This is a genomic window from Pseudoalteromonas sp. SR41-1 (assembly GCF_014164015.1).
Taxonomy (GTDB): Bacteria; Pseudomonadota; Gammaproteobacteria; order Enterobacterales; family Alteromonadaceae; genus Pseudoalteromonas; species Pseudoalteromonas distincta.
On the sequence record NZ_JACJEK010000003.1, the window covers coordinates 33,188 to 50,076 of the forward strand.

Annotated in this window: 12 protein-coding genes; 2 read left to right on the forward strand and 10 right to left on the reverse strand. The window is 38.1% G+C overall.

The annotated features are described in order from the left end of the window. Positions 1–17 precede the first annotated feature (17 nt). From H5118_RS03095 to H5118_RS03110, 4 genes are all read right to left on the reverse strand, one after another. On the reverse strand, positions 18–3,029 hold the full coding sequence (locus H5118_RS03095) for an ATP-binding protein (protein ID WP_409074706.1): 3,012 nt from the start codon (positions 3,027–3,029) through the stop codon (positions 18–20). A gap of 323 nt (positions 3,030–3,352) precedes the next feature. After that, complete coding sequence (locus H5118_RS03100; protein WP_039487952.1) at positions 3,353–4,561, reverse strand: ABC transporter permease; 1,209 nt, start codon at positions 4,559–4,561, stop codon at positions 3,353–3,355. Then, positions 4,554–5,342: an ABC transporter ATP-binding protein gene (locus H5118_RS03105; RefSeq protein WP_024596859.1), complete on the reverse strand. Its 789-nt coding sequence runs from the start codon at positions 5,340–5,342 to the stop codon at positions 4,554–4,556. Before H5118_RS03105 ends, H5118_RS03100 begins: the two co-directional genes overlap by 8 nt. Continuing rightward, entirely contained in the window at positions 5,339–6,151 is an 813-nt protein-coding gene (locus H5118_RS03110) for a DUF3025 domain-containing protein (RefSeq protein WP_182747764.1), read from the reverse strand. The genes H5118_RS03105 and H5118_RS03110 overlap by 4 nt, the downstream gene beginning before the upstream one ends. 113 nt (positions 6,152–6,264) lie before the next feature. On the opposite strand from H5118_RS03110, the gene H5118_RS03115 reads away from it, so the two are divergent. Both H5118_RS03115 and H5118_RS03120 read left to right on the forward strand, forming a co-directional pair. After that, a complete protein-coding gene (locus H5118_RS03115) occupies positions 6,265–7,890 on the forward strand; it encodes a M28 family metallopeptidase (protein ID WP_182747766.1) in 1,626 nt (541 codons plus the stop codon). Between the two features lie 120 nt (positions 7,891–8,010). Continuing rightward, positions 8,011–9,180: a putative manganese transporter gene (locus H5118_RS03120; protein WP_182747767.1), complete on the forward strand. Its 1,170-nt coding sequence runs from the start codon at positions 8,011–8,013 to the stop codon at positions 9,178–9,180. A gap of 61 nt (positions 9,181–9,241) precedes the next feature. Here the strand turns inward: H5118_RS03120 and H5118_RS03125 are convergent, their stop codons facing one another. From H5118_RS03125 to pgm, 6 genes are all read right to left on the reverse strand, one after another. Then, the gene (locus H5118_RS03125; protein ID WP_165723473.1) at positions 9,242–9,607 is read right to left on the reverse strand and encodes a DUF805 domain-containing protein; all 366 of its coding nucleotides are present in this window, start codon (positions 9,605–9,607) and stop codon (positions 9,242–9,244) included. Positions 9,608–10,024: 417 nt separating this feature from the next. Further along, positions 10,025–11,611 carry a dihydrolipoyllysine-residue acetyltransferase gene (locus H5118_RS03130; protein ID WP_182747769.1) on the reverse strand — a complete coding sequence of 529 codons (1,587 nt, stop codon included), beginning with the start codon at positions 11,609–11,611 and terminating at the stop codon, positions 10,025–10,027. An 8-nt stretch (positions 11,612–11,619) separates the two neighbouring features. Then, on the reverse strand, positions 11,620–12,597 hold the full coding sequence (locus H5118_RS03135) for an alpha-ketoacid dehydrogenase subunit beta (protein ID WP_182695664.1): 978 nt from the start codon (positions 12,595–12,597) through the stop codon (positions 11,620–11,622). Beyond that, a complete protein-coding gene (locus H5118_RS03140; protein WP_002962935.1) occupies positions 12,597–13,811 on the reverse strand; it encodes a thiamine pyrophosphate-dependent dehydrogenase E1 component subunit alpha in 1,215 nt (404 codons plus the stop codon). Before H5118_RS03140 ends, H5118_RS03135 begins: the two co-directional genes overlap by 1 nt. Before the next feature lie 265 nt (positions 13,812–14,076). Continuing rightward, positions 14,077–15,129, reverse strand: coding sequence for a succinylglutamate desuccinylase (gene astE / locus H5118_RS03145; RefSeq protein WP_182747771.1), 1,053 nt, complete (start codon positions 15,127–15,129; stop codon positions 14,077–14,079). Positions 15,130–15,248: 119 nt separating this feature from the next. Beyond that, positions 15,249–16,886 carry a phosphoglucomutase (alpha-D-glucose-1,6-bisphosphate-dependent) gene (pgm, locus tag H5118_RS03150; RefSeq protein ID WP_182747773.1) on the reverse strand — a complete coding sequence of 546 codons (1,638 nt, stop codon included), beginning with the start codon at positions 16,884–16,886 and terminating at the stop codon, positions 15,249–15,251. Between the last annotated feature and the right edge of the window lie 3 nt (positions 16,887–16,889).

Sequence of the window (16,889 nt, forward strand, 5' to 3'; positions counted from 1 at the left end):
GCTGATTTTAAAAACGATTAACTTAACCAAGTAATTAGCTTATCTTTTAAAGTTTCTGGTTTAATTGGTTTTGTAATGTAGTCGTTCATTCCAGCAGCTAAACATCGCTCTCTATCACCTTCCATCGCACTCGCTGTCATAGCGATAATCGGTATGTAAGTATAATCTACCCCTGCCTTACTATTTCTAATTTCACTTGTTGTATCGTAGCCATTTAAATTGGGCATTTGGCAATCCATTAATATAACATCAAAAGCTTGCTCTTCGTTTTCTCTCAATGCTTCTAAGGCTTCTATACCGTCTGACGCACAAGTGATTTTTACTTCGGTACGCTTTAATATCGCCTTTGCTACTTCAATGTTTATCATATTATCGTCTACTAATAATATATGATAAGCAGATAGGTCAGGCTCTACTTGTTCCTCTTCCAAGCCTTTAGGTGGCGCTATAATACAGTCACTACTAGCACCAAATAAGCTGGCTAATTTATAACTGAATTGATCTTGAGTGAGTGGTTTATTTAAAATATGGCTGCCTTCAGGTAATACCGTTTTGATTGGCTTATCTGTCACCATGTCTCGTAAAATTAAAACATACCTTTTATTAAACTGTTTACAGTAATCAATTAACGCATCAATTTGAGGATGCTCATCATCAATTAATAATAAATCAGCTTCAAACTCTTTGTGCTCACTAAAGTAGTCAAGTCGTACAATGTTTTCTGCTTTTACTTTGCAGGTTAATAACAATAAGTCGCATACGTTTTTATAAACGTTATCGCGCGCTATTAATGCAGCTACGTTAATACTTGTAGCAAGCTCTATACCTGTGTTTAATTTTTTCTCTTGTGCAACGTGTAGCTCAACCGTTGCGGTAAAGGTACTACCCGCGCCCTTTTCACTTATAACCGTAATATTACCACCCATTAACTGAGCAAGTTTTTTACATATAGATAAACCTAAGCCTGTACCACCAAAATGGCGGGTCGTGCTTGAATCTTCTTGTGTAAACACTTCAAATAGTTTGTCTATGTTCTCTGGCGCTATACCAATTCCGGTATCTTTTATTGTAAAGCTCATTAATAACTTTGAGTCAGTAATGTACTTAGAGCCAACAGTTAAACTTACTTCACCTCTATGAGTAAATTTAAACGCATTATTAACTAGGTTAATTAAAATTTGTTTAAGTCGATGGCTGTCGCCAATAACCATTCTGTCTACTACATCTTTAGTATCTAAAAATACTTCAAGACCTTTGCGCTGGCCCTGTAACGCTAAAGAGCTAATCATATCGCTACATACTGTCACAACATCAAATGTATGATTATCAATATCAAGCTTACCTGCTTCTATTTTAGAAAAATCAAGAATATCGTTAATCAGATTCATCAGTGAGTTAGCACTGCTATTTGCTAGTTTTAAATAATGGTATTGTTGTTCGGTTAAGCCATCTTCTTTGAGCATTTCAAGCATACCCAAAACGCCATTCATCGGTGTGCGTATTTCGTGAGAGATATTTGCTACAAAGTCACTTTTTGCATGGCTTGCTGCTAATGCTTGGTCAATTGCACGTTCTAGTTCAATGGTCCTTTGTGAAACCTTTAGCTCCAGAGTACTGTTTAACGCTTCGAGCTCTGATTGCGTATTTTTTAATGAGCTAATATTTCTTAAAATAGCCGCTACCTGATAACGGTTATTATATACGTCAAAAATACTACTAAGCGTGATAGAAAAGTATTGTTTGTTGCCATAACCATCTGTGTAGATAGCTTCAAACGGCATTTTTGAACCGTTTGTAATAGTCTCTTGAATACAATTAGTGTCTGCGTTGTTTAAATTAAACAGCGAGACAAAATCAGGATTAGTGCCTGTAATTGAACTACCAAAAACCTCTTTAGCGGTATTATTAAAGTGAACAATTTCGCCGTTTTGCTCAATTGTAAAAATAGCATCCAAAGAATTTTCTATTACTTTATTGTTTTGCTCTTTTAGAGAATTAATTAACAGCTTACGGTTTATAAAACGTTGGTATAAAAAAGCAATAACTAAAAATATGCTAAAAAACACCACTAACATTGCAATAAAGTTTTGACGCCTTTCGTTCACCTTTGCAAACAACGTTTTAGTATCAACACTTACACCAAGCTCTAAAGGTAGCATGGCTATATCACCCTCAAACGAAATTCGTTTTTTTAAAGTGTAAGCCACTGGATAATTACTTATTGGTAAAGTGCCTTGCTCTGTCATGGTGGTTGCAGTAGAGAATTCTTCAGACCATGTTTTAGTTTTATTAAATTCAAAACGGAATCGAAGTTGAGGGTTTGGATGATATAAAAATTCACCTTCATTATTCATAAGGTAAACCTGCGTCCCTTGTGGAGATTCAACTGTTAAATCTTCAAGTAATTTATCCGCAAAGTAATTAGTAACTAATATTGCAAATATTTTATTATTTTCATCAAAAACAGGCTTAGCAACACGAAAAGTGCTTATATAAGGTTCTTGTATCTGTCCATTTTCACGGTTGTAGTTAATTGGAGAAATATAGACACTTTTTTTATCAAGCATGCTTGCTTTGATTATGTAATCGCGTTGACCTTTTTTTTGTAATTGCAGACCTTGCAGTCGATTAATCTCTCCAAGTTGATTTCGGTCAACTCTAACAATCTCTTGCCCACCATCTTCGAGCATAATATAGCGAGCTTGCAAAATACTGTCATCGGTCTGCATAAAACCAGTAAAAATACTTGCTAAGCGCTCTTGCCAAACATCTATTGGCGTACCAAGAACAGGATCAATTAGTTTATTTTCTTTAGCGCGGGTAATGCCTTGTATTGGTGGTGTAGCATCTAAAAAACGAATGGCGGTAACACTGTCTTTAAGATGTTTTTTTAATGAATAGCTCTTTGTTTCAAGTTCACGCTTTAATTCTATTTGAGCTGAATTATAAACATCACTTCTTACTTTTTGATCGAACAAATACAGAGATGGTAAAGCTATAAGAACAAATATTATTGTTGCAACAAGCATTAATTTATTATTTTTTGTCACGTTCAAAAAAATATTCTTTTTTAACATTTACCTTCACCATAAGTTTTTATTGTTATTAGTATAGAGTATTAAAGAGAGAATTGGACCCTCTAACTAATCAGTTATCGTTATAATTTTTATAATAAAAAGACTAAATCATTAGTTTTATTTAGAGCACAACCCTTATGTGAATTTTAAATGAATGGGTTAAAAAATATTGGCTTACAAAATTAATAAATGAGCTATTTTAACTATTAATCGCTTCAAAGTATAAAAGGTAGCAATTGCTACCTTTTATATATTCTTAAAACCCTTTATGTACATTATCTAAATAGCACATCTTCTCTGTTAAACCACTTAACACAAAATGCCAATAGTCCAGCAGCAATGATTGCAGTGGCTAAAAATATTAAGCCTACAAATGTGTAATCAACAGTCCCTTTTACTATTTCTTTAATTGCTAATGCTACGTTTGTAACAGGAATGAATGCTGTTTTAGCAGTGAGTTCCATATTTGGCATGATTGAAATAATAATCGGGAAAAATACGCCCATACTAAGTGGTGCCATATAATTTTGCGCTTCTTTAAACGTGCGAGCATAGATAGATATAGCCAGAGCTAAGGCCGAAAATATAGCTGCAACAGGTAGTAATAGTACAAATATCATTAGTAAATCGGTAACTGCTAATGTACTAAATGCGGCTTTAATAAAATCAAGATCGGCAAATGCGAGCGCCAATGCTATCCAGCAGCCCATACTTAAGACGGTTATGGTTGTGGAGGCAATGGATGTAGTTAACAAGGTTATAAATTTACCAAGCACCAACTCTGTACGCGTAATAGGTGTAAGTAGGAGTGTTTCTAGCGTGCCGCGTTCTTTTTCGCCAGCGCCTAAATCAATAGCGGGATAAGTTGCCCCCATCAATACTAATGGAATAAGTAAATAAGGTAAAAACCCGCCAATTTTTTCGCCAAGGTTTTCACGTTTATCGGCTGTATCTACTTTTATGACTTCAATTGGATTAAGAATAGATTTTTGAACAGACTCTTCAATACCAAAACTGATTAGCTTTTGAGTTTGCAGCACGTCACTGTATTCTTTTGCGAGCTCTTTAACGCGTTCGAATAAAAAGTTGATAGATTTTGAATCGTTAAAAACAACCTGCCACTGGCTTTGTTTTCCATCGTCCAATGTTTGCACAGCATGACTTGGTAAATAAATACCCATATCAATATCGCCAGCGATTACACCTGCTTTAAGCTCATCAATATTGTTAAAGGTTTTATCCCCTTTATAAAGCTCAAAACTTTTGTGATAAAACACTTTATCTGTAAACTCTTGTGCGTATTCACCGTTGATTATCGCGTAAGTATTTACTTTTTGCTCAGCGTCCATTGCAGCTTGCGAGCTTATAAATGCCATTACGGCAAACAATAACGGAAATATAGCAACAGGAAGCGCGACAACAAATAATAGCGTTTTTTTATCGCGTAATAACTCTCTTAATTCCTTTTTAAATACCTCAAACATCATGTTTCTCCGTTAATATATTCATAAACGCTTGGTTAAGCTCATCACTATTACCTGCTTGTTTAAACTCTTCTACTGTCCCGTCAAAACAGCTAATACCTTCGTTAATTACAGCGACACGGTCACATAAAAGTGCAACTTCATCTAGATGATGGGTTGAGAAAATAACAGGCGTCCCTTGCGCTTTTAAACCTTTGATAAATTTAATAACGGTTTGTGTTGTCATTATATCAAGGCCCGTTGTTGGCTCATCAAGTACCACAACTGCTGGGCGATGAACAACTGCACGCGCTATATTTGCTTTTTGCTTCATACCTGTTGAAAGGTTTTCTGCCCGTTTATCTACAAATTTATGCATATCTAGCAATGTAAATAGCTCATCACAACGCGATGCTATATCGCTTTTGTTCATGCCATGAAGCTTTGCAAAATACTCTATGTTTTCTTTTACAGTTAAGCGGCCATACAACCCCGTAGAGCCTGATAAAAATCCAATAGACTTACGGCCCAGTAGCGGTTTTTTTACAATATCGTTTCCGGCAATCGTTATTGAGCCTTCATCGGGCTTTAACGCGGTTGAAATCATTCTCAGTGTCGTCGTTTTACCCGCACCATTTGGGCCGAGCAATCCAAGTACCTCACCTTTAGCGCAACTAAAACTAACGTCTCGTACTGAGTGAAAGTAGTCTTTATCTTCACGAGGATCGATGTCGTCTATTTTATTTTTTTTGTGATCTTTAGTTAGCTTAAATTTCTTTTTAAGCCCAGCAACTTCTATCATGTTCGCATCCTTCGTTTCGCTCTAAAATAATCTGTATTGTTGTAAAAAGAGTCATCTTTGTTTTCGTCATGCCAGCCTGGCACACCTAATAAAGGCAGTGGTGAAAGCTTTTTGTTATCGGCTAAGCAGTTATCTGTATTAATCATCTCATAAAGGGCTTGGTCAAGGTACTGGTATTGAGTTACTAAATCTTTACAAAATATTTCATTCGGTACACAAACAAATAACGCTTTACCCGTTAAACCTATATAAGGCTTTGTTAGCATTTCATAATTAGCATGACCAAACATAAAAGGTTTTATTGTTTTACCCCACTCATGTTTGTGTTCAACGAATGCAGTTTTCCATTGGTGATCGCAAAGCCACTGCTGCCATTTACTCTCACTTATAGCTAATGCAACACCACACTCATCAAAAAGCGTTAGTGCATTACGATGCTTAGTACGCTGTTGCAGTCCATGCTCAGCTATATCTTGCACATGTCTATGGTTTATTAACGCTTTGGTTTTTGGAAATAAACACCATATAAACCCACCAAATAAGTCATGCCAATTTTCACTTCGTGTAGGTACAACACCCGTTTCAAAAATTACTTGCTCGTAATACCGCTCGCCAAAGTCTACCTTTGCATCATCTTCAAAAGTAATAGGAATACTATTCTCATTAATAGCAGTTAAAAATGGTGAAAACCACTGCGGCGCCGGCCAATCTGTTAGTTCGTTAACTTTAAATAGCTCACGTAAATGCGCAAATGCACCTGTTTCTAAACTACTGATTTGCCACTGCTCGGGGGGAGTAAAACGCTTCATTTAAACCTTTAACAATTTATGCCTATAATTTACGAGAAGTTTACCGCAAAAACTGGTTCTGCTTAATAGAAGTTAATATACTAATCACAACTTAAAACAAAAAAAGAGCTGACATGAAACATTATTTCTCTCTCACACTCCTCGCTACTGCTGTTTTAGCAGGTTGCGCAACAACAAGTATTACACCTACTGATGTAACAAATGGTTATAACAGTATTCAAGCTGATGAATTGGCTAAACATGTAAAAGTACTCGCATCGGATGAGTTTGGTGGCCGTGCTCCTTCATCACCTGGCGAAAAGCTAACGCTTGATTATTTAACTGCGCAGTTTAAAGCTTTAGGTTTAAAACCAGGTAATGGCGACAGTTACTTACAAGAAGTGCCATTGGTTTCTCTAGAAGCTGATTCGAATATGGTGCTTAGTATTGGTGGTAAAGACTATCAATATAAAAAAGATATGGTTATGGGTAGCAGCCGCATTAGCGCACAAGAAGGCATAGAAAATTCTGAACTTGTTTTTGCGGGCTACGGCGTTAATGCACCTGAATACAATTGGAATGACTACGAAGGGTTAGACGTTAAGGGCAAAACGGTTGTAATGCTGGTTAACGATCCGGGCTTTGCAACAAAAGACCCTGCTTTATTTACTGGCGACGCAATGACTTATTACGGTCGTTGGACATACAAATATGAAGAAGCAAGTCGACAAGGTGCAGCTGGCGCAATTATTATTCATGAAACAGCACCTGCGTCATACCCATGGTCAGTAGTTGAAAACTCTTGGAGCGGTGAGCAGTTTGGTTTTCAAAAAGAAAACAACAATATGGATCGTGTAGCTGTTGAAGGCTGGGTTACAACTGACGTAGCAAAAGAGCTTTTCACTAAAGCAGGATTAGATTTCGATACCGTTAAAACAAATGCCGCTAAAGGTGCTTACCATGTTGATATGGGCGATTTAACTGCTTCTGTTAATGTTAAAAATACGATTAAAAAATCAGTGTCGTATAACTTTATCGCTACGTTACCAGGAAGCGAGCAACCAGATGAGCATGTTATTTACTCGGCTCATTGGGATCACTTAGGTACAGATAAAACACGTAAAGGCGATCAAATTTATAACGGTGCTCACGACAATGCAACGGGTACCGCTGGGCTAATTGAAGTAGCTGAAGCGTTTACTAAATTACCAAAGCACCCTAGCCGCTCAATGACATTTTTAGCAGTTACGGCTGAAGAGCAAGGCTTACTAGGTTCTAAATACTATGCAGCTAACCCAGTGATTGCAGCTGATAAAACAGTCGCTAACATAAATATGGATAGCTTAAATTTATTAGGCAAAGTAAAAGACATGAATGTGGTCGGTATTGGTAAGTCACAAATGGATGAGTTTTTAGCAACTGCAGCTAAAGAGCAAGGCAGAACAATATCAGGCGATCCTAAACCATCATCTGGTGGCTATTACCGCTCTGATCACTTTGCATTTGCTAATATGGGGATTCCAGCCATGTACGCAGGTGGCGGCACAGTCGCAGCTGACGAAGAGACAGCTAATTACCGTAAACGCATGAGTTTAGTACTTCGCGGTTGTTATCATCAACCGTGTGATCGTTACCGTGACGAATGGGATTTATCGGGTGCTGTTCAAGACTTACAATTGTTTTATAAAGTAGGTTTTGATATTTCGGAGCAAGAGCAATGGCCAACGTGGAATGCAAGCTCAGAATTTCAACGTAAGTAGCATTGGTTTAACATCGAAAAACTCAAAGAGAGTAATCGATTTAAATAGATGCAAATGATATTGATTATCATTTAATTAAAATATACAGTGTTACTAAGTTTATTTAATTGGTAACACTGTATGATTTTACTCTCTCAAATAGGATTTATTACGCCCGCTTCTAAACGCTTTGTTAGCCAAAATAAACGTTTATTATTACCGCTTTTTTTGCTGGTATGCTTAGCTGTGCCATCACTTCGTGAAATTACAATAACAGCACTAAGCGATGCTTTTTTTCAAGTTAGCGTATTTGTTGCTGCTACATTATTAATTTATTACTACGCCATAGAGCATTTACCTCAATTAGAACTTAGTTATTTAAGTGCTAAATCGCCGGTATTAGAAATATTTTTTGCTGCCGTTTTAGGTGCCCTTCCTGGATGTGGTGGTGCAATAATAGTGGTTACCCAGTTTACAAAAGGCCAAGCAAGTTTTGGGGCTATTGTTGCTGTTTTAACAGCTACAATGGGAGATGCCGCATTTTTACTCCTTGCCACTCGCCCTACTGAGGGTTTAACCATAATGGCCATTGGCTTAGTAGTAGGCACGCTTTGTGGTGTTATAGTAAACGCCCTTCATGCAAAAGACTTTTTACGCCCAACAAAGCAAGAACAAAAACACCAAGTTAAAGTATTGCCAACTAGTATAATTAAAATAAGCAAACCCGTTTGGATGTTTGCTATTATTCCAAGCCTCATTATTGCTTTTTTAATTGCATTTAATGTCGACTTTGATCAATTTGGAAAATACACAGGCACAAGTATTAGTATTTTTGGTGCTGCAATGGCGTTATTTACTGTAACTATATGGGCGTATTCTTCTAAAGGTGAAAGCTATAAAGAAGTAACCTCAGAAGACGATGAATGTAATCCACCTTCTAAAATTATTAAAGTACTTCAAGACACACACTTTGTGACCGCATGGGTAGTGGCATCGTTTATGTTGTTTGAGATTTTAGTAAATATTGCAGGGCTTGATTTAAAAAACTGGTTTGCACATTATGCTTATTTAGCGCCACTTATTGCTGTAGTGATTGGTTTTTTACCAGGTTGTGGTCCGCAAATAATTGTTACTACGTTATATATTCAAGGCATTGTTCCCTTTAGTGCATTAACTGCTAATGCAATATCTAATGACGGTGATGCATTATTCCCTGCAATTGCAATGGCACCTAAAGCGGCTGTAATTGCGACTGTGTATACATCTATTCCTGCTTTGGCCGTTGGCTACGGCCTTTACTTTTTAAGCTAAAATAGCCAAACACAAAAAAGCTCAGCAATTGCTGAGCTTTTAGGATGTTAACTTATTTTATTTATACGGCTGCTGGCTCTGCAGCTAGTTCTTTTGGATTTGGGCCATAATCGTTCTCGCCTTCATGTGAGTTTTGTGCAAGAAAAACAATTAAAACAATCCAACCAATTACTGGCACTAACCAAAGTAACTGCCACCAGCCTGAACGACCAGTATCATGAAGGCGACGTGCGCCAGCACTTAAGCCAGGAATTAATAGCGCTAAGCTATAAATAGAGCCAATGAACATTGTACCTAGTACACCATCAATCGCATTACAAACTACCGAAAAAATGAAGTTAAATAATACAAACATCCAATATGCTTTACGACGATTACGGCCTGAAAAATCCGCGTAGCTGCGAAGCGCGTTCATATAATGTTCCATGAAATTTCCTTAGTGTTATTTTTTATATTCCCTAACGGGGTTAACTTTATTACTTTTTAGTAACACTTGTATCTTAAATAAAAACAGACTCATTTAAAACAAAAAACCAGCAAATTGCTGGTTTTTTTATTAGGGCGTGTTGACCTTTGCGGATTGTAATTTGTTCAATCTAGGGGCGATTTAATCGCGGCGCGAGGTTTGTAACCTAGTGGGCTAAGAAAAAACCGAGCAACAAAGAGTTTATCGCCCCTAGGCAAAACCCGAAGGGCAGCGCATGTTTGGCATTTATGCTGCGTTATCGCCTACTTATGGGGAGTAACCACACTTCATAGGCTCTGCCTTGCCTAAAAACCAAACATACTGCTGCAAATTCAATCATCAAAGATCAACACGCCCTAGGTTTAAACAATTATATTATTAACTCATTGCCATCATCATTGCCGAAGGGTTTTCTAAGTACGATTTCCATAGGTTATTAAAGCGAGCAATCGTTCCGCCATCAATAACACGGTGATCGCCAGACCAACTTACTTGCATTATCGCTTTACTCACAACGTGCCTACTTTCGTCAAAACGTGGTAGATGCTGTAGTTTACCAAGCGCAACAATAGCTACTTCTGGTTTATTAATTATAGGGGTCGCAATAGTGCCGCCAATCGCACCAATGTTAGAGATACTAATTGTCCCACCTTTTAAATCATCAGGTGCAACACGCCCTTCTCGCGCTGAGTGAGTTAAGCGGGTTAAATCATTAGCCACATCAACAATACTCTTACTCTGGCATGATTTAATATTAGGCACTAACAAGCCAATTTTTGAATCAACCGCTATACCAATATTATGATCGTTATAATAGGTAAGCTCTGAGCAATCATCATTCACTTTTGAATTAAGTACAGGGTACTCTTTCATTGCTAGCGAGAGTGCTTTTACAAAAAATGGCATCATGGTGAGCTTTACACCTTGTGCTTTGTACTGCTCTTTTAAGGAGCTGCGTAAAGCTATAAGCTGGGTTAAGTCGATTTCATCGCTAAACGTAAAGTGCGGAATAGTTGAAACCGAAGCTACCATTTGCTTGGCCATGGCCGCTTTAATACCTTTAATTTGCTCTACTCGTACGCCACCGCTTTGATTCTGTGTTTGGTTTTGTACAGCACTTTGAGAAGCATCGCTATTAAGCGGTGAAGTATCAATAGTATTTGGCACTTCGCCTTTTACAAACTCTTCAATATCTTGCTTGTAAATACGTCCATTTTTTCCACTACCTGGTACGCACGTTAAATCAACATCAAGTTCACGTGCTTTACGACGAACTGCAGGCGACGCAACCGCTTTTTGATTGATAACCTTTGCAGCTTGCTGCGTTTTAACAGAGGCAACTTTTTCAGCGACGGCATTAGTTTGAGCCTTTACGACCGCTTGGTTTATATCAACATTTGGCTTTACTGCACTGCCTGCAATTGTTATTTGAAACAACGGGCTATGTACTTTTGCTATTTCACCTTTTTGGTAATATAGTTTTTTTACTGTGCCTGTATATTTTGCCGGAATTTGTACTAATGCTTTGTCGGTCATTACATCACAAACCGCTTGGTCTTCTTCTATTTCATCACCTTCTGCGACTAACCAATCAACAATCTCACATTCGACAATACCTTCACCAATATCAGGGAGTATAAAGTCCTCAACTACATCAGATGCATTGTTATTAGTTTGATTTTCAGCTTGAACTGGCTCTTCTACTACTTCATTACTCGTACTATCACCAGTTACATCCATAGCAAATAAAGGCGCATGTACTTTAGCAATTTCACCTTTTTGATAATATAGCTTTGTAATAATACCATCATGCACTGCCGGAATTTGTACTAATGCTTTGTCTGTCATCACATCACAAATTGGCTGGTCCTCAGATACGGTATCGCCTTCTTGAACTAGCCACTCAACAACTTCGCATTCAACAATGCCTTCACCAATATCGGGTAATATAAAATCTTTCGCCATGGTAACCCCTAAAAATCCATTGATTGTTTAATTGCAGCTAACACTTTTAGTGCGTCCGGTACGTATTCTTTTTCAAGTGCCAACGGGTATGGTGTATCTAGACCACATACACGTAAAATTGGCGACTCTAAATGCAAGAAACACTCTTGTTGTATTGTTGCTGCTATCTCGGCACCAAAGCCATTAGTTATAGGCGCTTCATGGCTCACGATTAAACGGCCGGTTTTAATAACCGATTTAGCAATCGTTTCAACATCCCATGGTAAAATACTACGAAGATCTATTACTTCACAGCTTATACCTTGCTCGCTTGCTTGCTTTGCTGCCTCTTCAATAATCTCCATTTGAGCACCCCACGCTAAAAGCGTAATATCGGTACCCTCTTGTACTACTTCAGCCGTGCCTAATTCAATACTATAATCTTCTTCTGGCACTTCGCCTGTTGATGCACGATATAAACGCTTAGGCTCAAAAAATATAACAGGGTTATCATCTTTAATAGAGGCACGTAATAAACCCTTAGCTTGATAAGGGTTACGCGGTACAACCACTTTTAAGCCCGGTGTATGTGCAAAATAAGCTTCGGGTGATTGCGAGTGATATAAGCCACCAGCAATACCACCGCCATAAGGCGTACGAATAGTTAAGTTACCTACATTAAATTCATTACCACTGCGATAACGAAATTTAGCGGCTTCATTTACTATTTGATCAAACGCTGGGAAAATATAATCAGCAAATTGAATTTCTGCTAATGCAGGCGCACCAAATGCCGCTAAACCATTAGCAAAGCCTAAAATACCTTGTTCGGTTAAAGGCGTATTAAAAACGCGATGCTTACCGTACTTTTCTTGCAAGCCTGATGTTGCTCTAAATACACCACCGAAGTAACCAACATCTTCGCCAAAAATACAGGCTTGAGGGTGTTCGTTCATCGTAATATCGAGGGCAGAGTTAATTGCGTGGAGCATGTTCATTTTAGCCATTACTTAATTCTCCCTGCAGTTACTGGGTAAGCATCTGGATGCTGTTTTATATGTTCTTTTAATTGCTCGTACTGACGTTGCAATAATGGAATTGGTGTATCGTAAACGTCAGATACCAATTCTTCTAAAGCCGGCTTGGCAACAACTTCAGCACGCTTAAGCGCTGCTAAAATTTCTTCACGAATCGACTCTTTTGCTTTTATGTCGTCCTCTTCGTTTAACCAATCTTGCTTGACCAACCATTTTCTAAATTTATCAATAGGACAGATTTGATTATTTGCTTCTTCATCTTTAGAGCGATAACCACTGGGATCGTCTGATGTAGAATGCGCGCCTAATCTATAAGCAATCGATTCAATAAGTACAGGCTCACCTTGTGTTGAGGCTATTTCGCGTGCTTTTTTGGTCGCTGCATACACAGCAAGTGCATCTGTGCCATCAACACGAATTGTTTTAATACCATAACCTACACCACGCGACGCAATACCATCGCCTTTAAACTGTTCATCAGCAGGGGTAGATATGGCATAGCCGTTATTACGTGCAAAAAATATAACCGGCGCTTTGTGAACAGCCGCCATATTTAAGCCCGCATGAAAGTCACCTTCTGATGCAGCACCTTCACCAAAGTAACAAATAGTCACGTTATCAATTGTGCTTGCAAGCTCACCTGTTTTAGCGTCGATATGCTTTATTTTTTGACCATATGCATAACCTGTGGCCTGTGGTATTTGCGTACCCAGTGGCGATGAAATCGTCATGTAGTTTAGCGCTTTAGAGCCATAATGGATTGGCATTTGGCGACCTTTACCTAAATCCAATTCATTTGAGAACATTTGGTTCATAAATTGATCAAGCGTAAAACCACGATAATGTAGTGCAGCTTGTTCACGATATTGAGCCATGATCATATCGTCTTGATCAAGTGCAGCAGCAGAGGCTGTAACTGCGGCTTCTTCGCCTAGGCATTGCATATAAAAACTAACACGACCTTGGCGCTGCGCGCCTTGCATACGTTCATCTAACAAACGTATAAAACGCATTGTTTCATATAACTTAATAGCGGTATGTTTTGAAATATCAGGTGCGGTTGCACTAGGATGAATGTCGCCGTCCTCAGTTAAAATACTAAGGGTTGGAATATTAAGTGCTTGGCCATCAATAAATTCAAGCTCGTGGTTAATATTCAGCGATACGTTATTTGGATTACTCATAACCTACCTTCTTTTGTTGTCGGTAAAACAGTGCCCCTTTAAATTATTATTGTGGGTGATTGTTGTTGGTTAAACTTTGCAACATCTGCACTATCTTTAATTAAAGCTGCCAACACTTTACGTTAACGTAAAGTGTTATTCAATACATCTGGGACGAAACAAAAGCAAATACAGGTTAAATAAGTGGCAAGTTAACGATACGGTTACTTTAATTAATAGTAATCAAATAGTTAACTTGAAGCCAGTAGTGGTCTGATGAGTTTAATTAAACGAAATTGCTATCAATATCCATTGGAATAACAGTAAGCAGTGCTCTTTGCCCTAATGCTACGCTCGCATTTGGAAATATAATAGCCTCACCTTCAACGTCAGCGTAAATCGCTGTATCACCGTCGGTTGCAAGTAGTTCACCTTTCGCAAAGCCACTAAAGTTCTCAGCATCATCAGAAAAAGGGAAACTAAAATCATCCTGCGTTCTATTAATTGTGCGGTGCACTGCAAATAACTCAAACTCACTTGCATTAAAATCAGGGTATTTAACTTCATTTTGGCTAATTAATGCAGTTAAGGTTTGCTTTGTTTTTTCAAAGCGGGCCATATCATTTTGGCCAAATGGCTTAACCTGACCCAGCTCTACCGTAAACGAGTCTGCACCATGAACAAACGACGAATAATAGCTAAACGTTGTTGCGGGTGATTTCATCATAAGTACGGTATTTACACCACAGCTCAATAAAAATTGCAACTGTGACTTTTTCCATGGCTTACCATGTAAAAATGGATACACAGCAAATTTTTCGTTTTTAGAGCCTCTAATTGCAGTGTGTAAGTCGTAATGACATCGGCTACTGCCTTGCTGGCCACGGGCATAAAAGTCACTTACGTATTGCTCAAGCTTTGCAGCGCGGTTTCGTTCATTATTCATTGGTACACCTTCAACTGTATGGTGACCATTAAATAATCTATTTAAGTTTTCTTCTACAAAACGCAGGCCAATATTAATTGATTGTGGATTACCATAAATAAATAAAACACGCTGCTTAAGGACTAGCTCACCTTTTATAATTTGTTTAATGAGCGTATCACAAATTTCAATTGGCGCAGTTTCGTTACCGTGTACAGCGCTTGAATAAATTACATCTTTGCTTGTTTTAACAGCAGGTTGAAACTCAATTACACCGGTATCGTGTATATTTACACGAGTCCCATTATCTAAAACAAATTCACCTGCATCTAAATGCCATTCGTTGTCACGACTAAGCGTTAAAAAATCGCCCGTTTGTTTTAATTCATTTAAGTAAGATGGATTGGCTGACATGTAATAAGCCCTTTAAAAATAATGTGAGAGTAAACTCTTATGCATATATATGCACAAGGTAGAGGTATAGAAACAAAAACGGCTGAATAAATCAGCCGTTTTAAAATTATTAGATTAAGTTAGCTTATAACTGAATCTACAAGCTTTTTAGCTTCTTTTTCAAGTAACGCTAAATGCTCTTCACCTTTAAATGATTCAAGGTATATTTTATAAATATCTTCAGTACCTGATGGACGCGCTGCAAACCAGCCATTTTCAGTGACCACTTTTAAACCACCAATTGCCGCATCGTTACCTGGTGCATGAGTCAGTTTTTGCAAAATAGGTTCGCCAGCAAGTGTATCTGCTTTAACATCAGAAGCACTTAATGCTTTTAAACGTGACTTTTGGCCGCTTGAGGCCGGTGCATCAAGGCGTTTATAAATTGGAGAACCAAACTCTTGTTCTAGTTCTTTATAAAGCGCTGATGGAGTTTTACCTGTTACTGCAAGTATTTCTGCAGCAAGTAGTCCCATAATAAAGCCGTCTTTATCTGTACACCATACAGAGCCATCAAAACGTAAGAATGCAGCACCTGCGCTTTCTTCGCCACCAAATGCAAGCTTGCCTTTGCTTAAGCCTTCAACAAACCATTTAAAGCCTACGGGTACTTCTTTTACTTTACGATTATTGCGCGCTGCTACTTTATCGATCATAGAGCTAGAAACCAGTGTTTTACCAATCTCTACTGTTTCATTCCAATCACGGTGTTTAAGTAAGTAATCAATTGCCACTGCTAAAAAGTGGTTTGGATTCATTAAACCACCTGGCGTTACAATACCGTGGCGATCGTAGTCAGGGTCGTTACCAATAGACACATCAAAATCATCTTTTAATGCAATAAGGTTCGCCATTGAATAAGGTGATGAACAATCCATACGAATTTTGCCGTCTTTATCAAGTGGCATAAAAGCAAAACGTGGATCAACAACATCATTAACGACGGTTAAATCTAAATTATATTTTTTAGCAATAACAGGCCAAAAATTAATACCTGAACCACCTAGCGGATCAATACCAATTTTGATACCTGCATCGCTAATGGCTTTTAAATTAACGATATTTGCTAAATCATCAATATAAGGAGTCATTAAATCTTCGTAGCGAATAAAGCCTGAACGTGAAGCTTTAGCGAATGGGAATAACTCAACTTCAACTAAATCTTCTAATAAAAGTTGATTTGCTCTGTCTTCAATCCATTTAGTAACGTCGGTATCAGCAGGCCCGCCATTAGGTGGGTTGTATTTAAAGCCACCATCTTCAGGAGGGTTATGCGAAGGCGTAACAACAATCCCGTCTGCAAGCTCATTTGGGTGTAGCTTGTTATGGCTAACTATGGCGTGGCTGATAACTGGCGTTGGTGTAAAGTCACCGTTTTCTTGCGTAATCACTTGCACTTCGTTAGCAACTAAGACTTCAATAGCTGAATTAAATGCAGCCTCACTCAGTGCGTGTGTGTCTTTACCTAAAAATAACGGACCAAAAATATCATTTTGTTTTCTATAATCACAAATAGCCTGAGTAATCGCTAAAATGTGTGACTCGTTAAATTTAACATCATAAGAACAACCACGGTGGCCTGATGTACCAAAAGCAACACAATGCTCTGGATTTTGTTCAAGATCAGGTTCGTTTAAGTAATACGCAGATACTAATTTAGGTACGTTAACCAGTGCTGATTGTGGAGCAGTTTTGCCTGCGCCTGAGTGAATAGCCATTAT